Genomic DNA, 9,071 nt, shown 5'->3' with positions numbered 1-9,071 from the left:
CCGGCGGCCGGTGCGCGGCGGACTCCAGCCGGTCCACCTGCCGCAGCTCGGGGAAGAGCCAGGCCCAGAGGGCGACCACGACGAGCGTGCCCACGGCGCCCATCACCACCGCGTTCACGGCGCCCAGGCCCTCCGCGAGCGAGCCCGCGCGGAACTCGCCCAGCTCGTTGGAGGCGCCGATGCACATCATGTTCACCGCGCCCACGCGGCCGCGCATGTCGTCCGGCGTGGAGACGAGCTCCAGCGTGTGGCGCACCACCACGCTCACCATGTCCGCCGCCCCGCCGATGGCGAGCGCCGCGAGCGACAGGGGCAGGGACGTGCTCATGCCGAACACGAGCGTGGCCGCGCCGAACACCGCCACCGCGCCGAACATCTTCCACCCGGCATGTCCGCCCAGGGGCCGGAACGCGAGCAGCACCGCCACCACCGCGGCGCCGGCGGCCGGGGCGCTGCGCAGGAGGCCCAGGCCCCAGGGGCCGGTGTGCAGCACGTCGCGCGCGTAGATGGGCAAGAGCGCCACCGCGCCGCCCAGCAGCACGGCGAAGAGGTCCAACGTGAGGCTGCCCAGCAAGAGCCGCTTGCCGCGCACGAACTTGAGGCCCGCGACGAGCGTGGCCAGCGACACCGGCTCGCGCGACGCGCTGCCCGTGCGCACGTGGAGCGAGAGGATCCACACCACCGTGAGCGCGCACAGCGACGCGGACGCGATGTAGACGCCCTTGCCGCCCAGCCACCCGTAGAGCAGGCCGCCCACGGCGGGGCCGGCGATGGTGGCCACCTGCCACGTGGTGGAGTTCACCGCCACCGCGCGCGTCAGCTCCTCGGGCGGCACCAGGTACGGCGTGAGCGCGGAGCCCGCGGGCCCGTAGAAGGCGCGCGCGGTGCCGAACAGCACCAGCACCCCGTAGACGAACCGCACGTCCGTGACGTGGCCCAGCGTGAAGGTCAAGAGCAGCAGGCTGCACACCAGCATCACGCCCTGGCAGATGGCCAGGATGCGGCGGCGGTCGTAGCGGTCCGCCACCTGTCCGCCCAGCAGGCTGAAGGCGAGGAAGGGGAGGAACTGCGCCAGGCCCGTGTAGCCCAGCGCGAGCGCGCTCCCCGTCAGCTCGTACACCTGCCAGCCAATGGCGACGGACTCGATCTGCGCCGCGAGCACCGCGCACAGGCGGGCGACTTGATACAGCCGGAAGTCGCGGTGACGGAAGACGGACGTGGCGAGGACAGAAGGGGCCATGCTGGATGCGCGCTGTAACGCAGCCCGTCCCCCGCCGCCAGCCACATGGCGCGGGGGCCGGCGGCCTGCCTTATGAGGTCGCGCGCATCTTGTTGAGCCGGTCGTAGTGGCGGTAGCCCAGCTTGTCGAGCGCGGCGGGCGGCGCGAGGCCGATGTCCACCAGCGTCTTGATGTCGTACGTGCCCGCGAGCACCGGCGGCGCGTAGTTGCCCACCGCCTCCGGCGTGCGGAAGCCGGGCAGCGGGAAGAGCACCGTGCTGGTGTGCACGTGCATGAAGTGCGCGGCGGACTGGCGCTGCCACCCCGGCACGCCCGGCGCGGTGATGACGTGCGGCGTGGCGAGGAACGTGCCGCCGGTGAGGATCTCCAGCTGCTGGCCCACCTGCGCCACGATGCAGCCCGCGGGCGCGGTGCCGCGCACCATCTGGCCCTGCGGCGCGTCCGGCGTCGCGCGCGTGCGCAGGTACAGCCCGCTCTGGTCGTCCGGCTTGGAGTCCGGGCGGCCCTCCGGATTAAGGAACCGGCCGCCGGGCAAGAGCGTCAGCAGGTTGAAGTCGGTGTGCTCCTCGCCCCAGAGGATGCCGGTGTTCACCTGCGACGGGCCCAGGGGCAGGTACTGCAGGGCGCGCGTGACGTGGGGTGCGCGCTCGCACGCGTCGGTGAAGGTGCCTTCGGGGAGGTTCAGCGCCAGGGCCGCGCCGCGCAGCAGCTTGAGGCCGGCGTCGTGCAGCGAGTGACCCAGGGTGAGCAGCCCGTCCTGGAAGTACGGCGGCGCGTGGGGGGGCCAGATGTTCTCCGGGTACAGCTCCGGGAACTCCAGCGCGGACTGTGCGTCGGTGGGCGTGGGCGACGCGAAGTAGCACTCCTTGAAGTCCGGCTGCCCGTTGCCGGCGACGGCGACCTCCGTGTTGGGAGGCGTCCAGCCGCGCTGGTACCAGAGGTCCGCGCGGCCCAGGGGGCGCTTCTCGGACTCGGGGCGCGCGACGAAGGCGGAGAACGCGTCGTAGAAGCGCTCCAGCGCCGGCGCGTCCACGCCGTGGTTCTTCACGAACACGAGGCCGAAGACGCCAAAGGCCTCGCGCAACGCCGCCGCGGCGCGCTCGAGGCGGGCCGGTTCACCCGACGCGAGGTCCGTGAGGTCGACCGTCGGAATGTGGATCGAGGAGGTGTCCGCCATGGTGGGCCCAGGTGTATCGCGCCCGGGCCCGGCTGAGGAGGGGGAGCGTGCCTGCCCGCCTGTGGGTGGCACGTGCTTCCCGGGGAATCCGGGAACAACGCCCGTCAGCGCGCGGTGACCACCACGTCCACGGGGGCGCACTTCACCGGGGCGGCCTTGTAGTCGCCACCGGGCCGGGGCACGTCCTCCTTGCGCGAGGTGACGTCCATCAGCTCGTTGCGGAAGGCGATGCGGTAGGTGCCCGGCTTCTGGAAGTCATAGGCCTGCGTCACCTCCACGCGATTCTCCGCCGTCGCGCCCGGGGCGATGGTGACGTAGCTGGACTCCGACGGGGCGCGGCGCTTCACCATGGGGCCCTGGTAGGAGACCTCCTCGCCGTCGCGGGTGATGTCGAACGCGGGGCCCATCAGCCCCTCCAGCGGCGACTGCCAGGGCAGGATGTAGACGGCCTGCGCGGAGCGGTTGGTGAGCCGGAAGAGGACCTCCACGGGCTCGCCCACGCGGGCCTTGGCGGGGGCGCTCAGGGCGCACTCCAGGTTCGGGGTCGTCACGGCGGCGGGCTCCTCGGTGGGGGGCGGCGTGGACGGTGCGGTGTCCTTCGTCGGCGTTGGGGCCGCGACGACGGGGGCCTGCTGCGCGGGCGGTTCCGCCGGCTTCGGCGTACAGGCGGTGACTGCGCCAGCGGCGGACAGCGCCGCGAGCCATGCGAGGTTGCTTCGTCCCAGCCCCATCACGTGTCGCTCCTTGTGCTCGTGAAAAAAGAAGGGGGACGCGAGGCCTGTGGCCGCGCGTCCCCCGGTCAACGGACCTTGCGTCAGCTTACGGCAGCGACGGGTTGTTCTCCGCGAAGTATTCGTGGCTGTCCGCGTTGGCGCGCGCCTTGGTGGGGTTGGACTTCGCCAGGCTCTTGGCGGCCGTCTGGCCGTAGGCGTTGTCGCCCGTGCCGGCCACGACGGTGAAGTGGCTCATCTCGTGGACCAGCGTGCCGGCCTTGGAGTCCGTGCCCGTGGTGGGGGCGCTCCAGAAGGCGCCGCACACGTAGATCTTGTAGGGCGCGTTCGCGTACACGTACGCGTAGGTGCCGGTGTCGCTGCAGCTGCAGTCCACCACGACGGCCGCGGACGCGAACGCGTTCTTGATGCTGTTGAAGTGGGTCTTGATGGTGCCCCAGTTCGTCGTCGAGTACGTGCCGAACCAGGTGACGTAGCGCGTGGTCGCGGACGGCGTGCCGTTCAGGTAGTTGTACGCCGAGTTGGAGTAGTTCTGCGCGCCGGTGAACGCGGACGCGATGGAGGACTGCTCGGACGACGTGCAGGCGCCGGAGTAGGCCAGGCTCTGGCCCGTCACCTGGCCCATCGCCTCCAGCTCCGTGCGGCTGTTGCGGCGGCCCTCGATGAAGAGGCTGACCTCGTTGGAGGACAGCGCCGTCACGCCCGAGCGCGACTCCAGCTCGTAGCGGATGGAGTACGTGCCCGTCACGGACAGGTCATACACGTCCGAGACGACGACCGGCCCGGAGATGCTCTCGCCGGGGGCGATGGTGACGACGTCCTCGGCGCGGCCCAGCACGCGCTTGTAGTGCGCGCCGGTGTAGTCCACGGCCTGGCCGTCGCGCAGGACGGAGAGGCGGCCCTCCGTCAGGCCCGTGCCGGGCACTTCCCACTTGTTGAGGCTCACCGGCGCGGAGGAGGTGTTCGTCAGCGTCACCTGCACCGTCACCGTCTCGCTGGCCGCCATCGACGCCTTGGGCACCGACACGGTCGCCGTCAGCGCGCCCTGGGCCTGATCGGTGGCCTCCGTCGGGGCGGTATCACCATCGGCCGGAGCGCCGCAGGCACCCAGCAGGGAAACGCCAACCACCGTGCCCACCAGCCACTTGAAACCACGAAGGCTCTTGCTCACGAGGACTTCCTTTCGGAAAAACGATGCAGCGAACACCTGGGGGAATGCCCGGGTCGTCATGCTTATAGGGGAAACCGGGCCCGGTGATGATGCCACGAAATGCAGTGAAATATATACGTCCCGGCTATTCCGTTCTGTGCCGCGGTGCGACCTCCGGTGGCCCGGGGCGTTAGGCTGCGTGCGGCACGAGCGTGGCTCACAGGGAAGGGGTAGCGGACGATGCGCGCGGTGGTGTTCGAGCACGAGGAGCACGAGGGGCCGGGGCTCTTGGGACCCGCGCTGGAGGCGGTGGGGTTCACCCTGGTGCGGCGGTTCCGGACGGTGAAGCGGGAGGACGTGGACGCGCCGCTGGTGGTGGTGATGGGCGGACCCATGGGTGTGTATGAGGCGGACGCCCACCCGTTCCTGAACGACGAGCTGGCTTTGCTGGGCGAGCGGCTGGCGAATGACCGCCCGTGCGTGGGCGTGTGTCTGGGTGCGCAGCTCCTGGCGGCGGCGGCGGGGGCGCAGGTGTCGCCGGGCAAGAATGGCTTCGAGGTGGGTGTGGGGCCGGTGCGGTGGACGCAGGACGCGCTGAAGGATCCGGTGGTGGCGGGCGCGAAGCCGCGCACGGCGGTGGCGCACTGGCACGGGGACACGTACACGCCGGTGCCGGGGGCGACGTTGCTGGCGTCCACGGACCGCTACACGCAGCAGGCCTTCCGGCTGGGGACGTCCTACGGGTTCCAGTTCCACCTGGAGCTGACGGCGAAGGAGCTGGGGCGCTGGCTGGAGCTGTGCGCGGAGGACCTGATCACCCGGGGCAAGGACGTGGAGGCGCTGAAGGCGCAGCTGCCCAAGCTGAAGGCCGCCGAGGCGGAGAACACGGAGCTGCTCCAGCGGCTCGCGCACCACCTGGCCCGGGGCCTGCGCTGAGGCCCTGCTGATCGCGAGCGACGCCATGAAGCTGACGCACCTGCACGTCCACCACTACCGCGACCTCGCGCCGGACACGCGCCTGGCGTTCGGCCCCTCGCTCAACGTGGTGGTGGGGGCGACGGGCAGCGGCCGCACGACGCTGCTGGAGCTGGTGTCCACGGTGCTGTGCTCGGACTTCTCCGGGCTGTTGCGCGAGCCGTTCTCGCTGGACTACGGGCTGCGCTTCGACGACCTCACGGTGGACGTGGCCGTGCGCAACGAGCCGCCCGCCGCGCTTCCGGCCTCAACGGGCCCGGAAGTCCCTGGGCCGGGCGCGGCGCTGGCGCTGCCCCCCGCGGCGCTCTCGCATGGGTGGGTGCCCTCCATCGTGGCGACGGTGCGCTGGGACGCGGCGGAGGACGTGCGGCTGGTGATGCGCGCGAGCGCCACGGGCTTCGCGTGCGAGGTGGACGGCGCGGCCGGCTTCTCCAAGCGCATGCACTGGTCGGTGTTGGACCGCTCCGTGTGGACGCTGCTCTTCATGGCCGCGCAGTACCTGGAGCGCGGGGTGAAGGACCGGCTGAAGGAGCTGTTGCGCCGCACGTTCCTGCTGGCGCCGCCGCGCTTCGACGAGGCGCTGGGGATGTACGAGCGCATTGGCACCATCCGCTACGCGATGGAGCGCCGGGGAGAAGACCTGTTCCCGCTGGGGCTCATGGCCCTGCCCGCGTGGATGCCCGGGTGGCTGCGCGAGCAGGTGGAAGCGGAGCCGCTGCCTCCGACGTTGATGTTCCGCCACGAAACGCTGCCGCAGGGCTTCCTCGCGCGCTTCGTGACGCTGGCGGGGTTCGCGTCCGGCACGCTCACGGTGGACGTGACGGAGACGACGCCCCTGTCGCAGGGAGGGCGGCTGGGCTTCAGCGGCTTCCGCTTCGCGTTCACGCGCGAGGACGGGACGCCGGTGTCACAGGAGCAGCTGGGCCACGGCCAGAAGCGGCTTTTGTCCTTCCTGTACTACCTGGATGTCCACGAGGCCTTCGTCGTCGCGGACGAGCTGCCGGACGGGCTGCACCCGGACCTGGTGCGGGCGTGCGTGGAGGCCGTGGGCGACCGGCAGGGCTTCGTCACCAGCCAGAGTCCGGTGCTGTTCGAGCACTTGAGCTTCCGCGACGCGGAGCAGCTCCGGGCCTCGTTGATCCGCTGCGAGGGTGGCGCGGGGCGCGCGGGCTGGCGCTGGACGCAGCCGACGCCGGAGGAGGCCGCGCGGTGGTTCGAAGCCTGGCGCGTGAGCTCCATGCCGCTGGGCGCGGTGCTGCGCGCCCAGGGCTTCGGGTGAGCTCTCAGCGCCCGGAGAGCAGCTCCGTGCTGAAGGAGAAGCCAGCCAGCAGGTAGGGCATGGCGCTGGTGCGGTTCTCGTGCGTGAGGTACCAGCCGGCGATGAGCAGCGCGGTGGGCTTGGTCATGACGCCGCCCGGGCGGGTGTTGAAGGCATACGCGATGATGGGGCCCACGCGCATGTGCTTGTTGGACGGCAGGCTGCGGCCGGGCAGCGGATCCACGGCGGCGGTGTCTTCATCGTATTGCGGCCACACCGCGGAGAACCGGGCGCCCAGCGTCCACTGGCCGGCCATCCAGATGAGGTCCGTGTCGTTGGCGAGCACCCAGCCCTTGCCCGGCACCAGCGTGTCCAGCGTCGGATCATAGAACGTCCCGTGCGGGCTTCCGTCGTGCAGCGACACGTTCCAGTACTCGATGGCCAGCTTCGTGCGCAGCGCCACCGACTTCACCTTCGCCTGGAGCGTGGGCTCCAGGAAGAAGTGGTGCCCGGAGGTGCCGTAGGCGGAGTCGTTCGTCAGGTCGCGCAGGTCGTCGTCATAGGGCTGGAACGAGTCCGGATACGACTGGAGGCTGCCGAAGGTGCCGAAGTACTGGACGTACTCGTAGCCGCCGCGGAGGTTGAACATCGCCACGGGCTGGAGCTCCAGCACGGGCCCCAGCTTGAAGAACGCCGGGCTCAGCTTGAGGCTCGCGGCGGCGCTGGCGAAGGTGTCGCGCAGCAACAGCGCCGGGCTGTCGAACAGCCGCTTCTGGTAGATGAGCTTGTTCTGCGACTCGAGCCCCAGCGGGTTGTAGCGGACCACGTTGAGGGTGGTGAAGAAGAGCCGGCGCTCCGGCATCGGCGGCAGCGCGAGGGGCTGCACGTCCTCCGTCACGGGGGGCGGCAGGTTCGTCGTCGCGGGGGGCGGCAGGTTCGCCGTCGCGGGAGGCTCGGCGGCGGGCTCCGGCTGCTGCGCGGGCGCGGGCGCGGACACCCCCAGCAAGGCCAACAGCGCGGCGCGGGAGAGCCACTTCGACAGGGAGGGCGTCCGGACAGACGCCGGGCGGTGCGGGGGCACGTTCGCGGGCATGCTTCCTCTCGACTGGGATCCGCGACGAAGACCCCCGGGGAAGGGCTGCCCGTCACGGCGGATGGGAGCGTCGTCCAGGTGGCGTGCGGGCTTCAAGACGCAGCAGGACGAAGCCCGCGTGACACCGGGCGTCAGGCCTCAGAACGTGAGCTGGAGCCGGGTCAGCAAGGCGTTCTCGGCGGGGCGGTCGCCGTCGGGGGCGCCGCCCTCGTAGTTCGTGCGGTGGAAGTTCACGGAGAAGCGCACGCGCTTGTTGAAGTACTCCGTCACGGCGATGCCGAAGCCCTTCGCCGCGCGCACCGAACGCGCGGGGTCCGCGAAGAGGGGGAAGGCGTCGTCGTCCAGCTGGAGCGAGTGGTAGCGCGCCGCGACTTCCAACGCGCCCCCCGTGCCGGTGCCCAGGTTGAAGGGCGCCGTCGGCTTGACGCCTTCGAAGGACGCCTTGCCGCCGAACAGCACCCAGGAGATCAGGGCCTGCCACGCCCGGTGCTGCAGCCGGGCACGCACGTCCCCCACCTGCAGGTCCTGCGACGAGCTGACGTACTCCGCGAGCACGCCCAGCGGTCCCCCGTAGAAGTATCCCTGGGGCGAGTACCGCACGTGCTCCCCGTACGCGAGCACCGGCGCCGCGCCGCCGGTGCCGGCCAGGTAGTTGAAGATGGCCTGCTGCCCCGTGCTGCGTTGGGTCGCGACGCCGGGGCTGGTGGCCGTGCCGAACTGCTGGCCCCACGTCACCGCCATGCCCAGCCCCAGGCCCTGGAGGAGGGGCGCGCCGCCGCCCTTGAACGGGTGCGCGAAGAGGCGCGCGACCAGGTCGAAGCTGTCGTCCGTGTTGAGGTCCGTGCTGGTTCCGTCCGGATCTCCGTTGAGCGCGGCCAGCGAGTACAGCAACCGGCCCGCGAGGACGGCTCCGTGCAGCTCCAGCCCCTCGTCGCGGTTGGGGACCAGGTCCACCGTGAGACCGCGCTCGATGAAGGGGACATCCGCGTCGGACTGGAGCAGCTCCAGCCCGAAGGGCGTCTTGAACTTGCCGACGCGCAGGCGCAGTTGCTCGCGCGGATGGAGGTCCACCCACGCGTCCTGCAGGAGCGGCTGCCCGTTGCCGAAGTCCGGCACGAGGCGGAAGTCGACGGAGCCGAAGAGCGTCCCCTCCAGGAAGGGCCGCACGCGCCGCATGACGAAGGTGTTGGTGCCCGTGCGCTCCGGGTCGTCGAAGAAGAAGCGCCCATCCGTCTGGATGAGCCCGCGCAGCTTCAGCACGAAGGCCTTGTCCTCCGAGGCCAGCGAGAAGCCCTCATCCGACACCTGGACGACGACGGACGGCTTCGCGGCCGGGGGGCCCTCGGCGGCCTGCTCCTGGGCCCGCGCGGGGGCCGCGGCGAGCAGCAGGCCCGTGGCGACGAGGACGGCTGGACCGGGGGCAGCGGGCACGCGGGACCTCGGGGGC

Annotated in this window: 8 protein-coding genes; 2 read left to right on the top strand and 6 right to left on the bottom strand. The window is 71.3% G+C overall.

The window, feature by feature from the left end:
* From D7V97_RS35030 to D7V97_RS35015, 4 genes are all read right to left on the bottom strand, one after another.
* Positions 1-1,240, bottom strand: a 1,240-nt coding sequence (locus D7V97_RS35030) for an MFS transporter (protein ID WP_120614973.1), incomplete at its 3' end; no start/stop codon positions are given.
* 70 nt (positions 1,241-1,310) lie between these two features.
* On the bottom strand, positions 1,311-2,417 hold the full coding sequence (locus D7V97_RS35025; RefSeq protein ID WP_120614972.1) for an isopenicillin N synthase family oxygenase: 1,107 nt from the start codon (positions 2,415-2,417) through the stop codon (positions 1,311-1,313).
* A gap of 104 nt (positions 2,418-2,521) precedes the next feature.
* The gene (locus D7V97_RS35020; RefSeq protein ID WP_199729041.1) at positions 2,522-3,148 is read right to left on the bottom strand and encodes a protease; all 627 of its coding nucleotides are present in this window, start codon (positions 3,146-3,148) and stop codon (positions 2,522-2,524) included.
* An 88-nt stretch (positions 3,149-3,236) separates the two neighbouring features.
* Complete coding sequence (locus D7V97_RS35015; RefSeq protein WP_120614971.1) at positions 3,237-4,319, bottom strand: M35 family metallo-endopeptidase; 1,083 nt, start codon at positions 4,317-4,319, stop codon at positions 3,237-3,239.
* Between the two features lie 219 nt (positions 4,320-4,538).
* On the opposite strand from D7V97_RS35015, the gene D7V97_RS35010 reads away from it, so the two are divergent.
* Positions 4,539-5,234 carry a glutamine amidotransferase gene (locus tag D7V97_RS35010; protein ID WP_120614970.1) on the top strand — a complete coding sequence of 232 codons (696 nt, stop codon included), beginning with the start codon at positions 4,539-4,541 and terminating at the stop codon, positions 5,232-5,234.
* 25 nt (positions 5,235-5,259) lie between these two features.
* Positions 5,260-6,552 (top strand): ATP-binding protein, encoded by a 1,293-nt coding sequence (locus tag D7V97_RS44935; protein ID WP_158623522.1) that lies wholly within the window; start codon positions 5,260-5,262, stop codon positions 6,550-6,552.
* Between the two features lie 4 nt (positions 6,553-6,556).
* On the opposite strand, the gene D7V97_RS35000 is transcribed toward D7V97_RS44935, so the two are convergent.
* Both D7V97_RS35000 and D7V97_RS34995 read right to left on the bottom strand, forming a co-directional pair.
* Positions 6,557-7,624, bottom strand: a complete 1,068-nt coding sequence (locus D7V97_RS35000; RefSeq protein WP_120614969.1) for a hypothetical protein — start codon at positions 7,622-7,624, stop codon at positions 6,557-6,559.
* Positions 7,625-7,762: 138 nt separating this feature from the next.
* Positions 7,763-9,071 (bottom strand): OprO/OprP family phosphate-selective porin (locus D7V97_RS34995; RefSeq protein ID WP_368668983.1); only part of this gene is annotated, 1,309 nt, incomplete at its 5' end.

This window comes from Corallococcus sp. CA053C (genome assembly GCF_003611675.1).
Taxonomy (GTDB): Bacteria; Myxococcota; Myxococcia; order Myxococcales; family Myxococcaceae; genus Corallococcus.
Note: the sequence above shows the minus strand (reverse complement) of the source record. Positions and strands in the feature narration are given on the sequence as shown.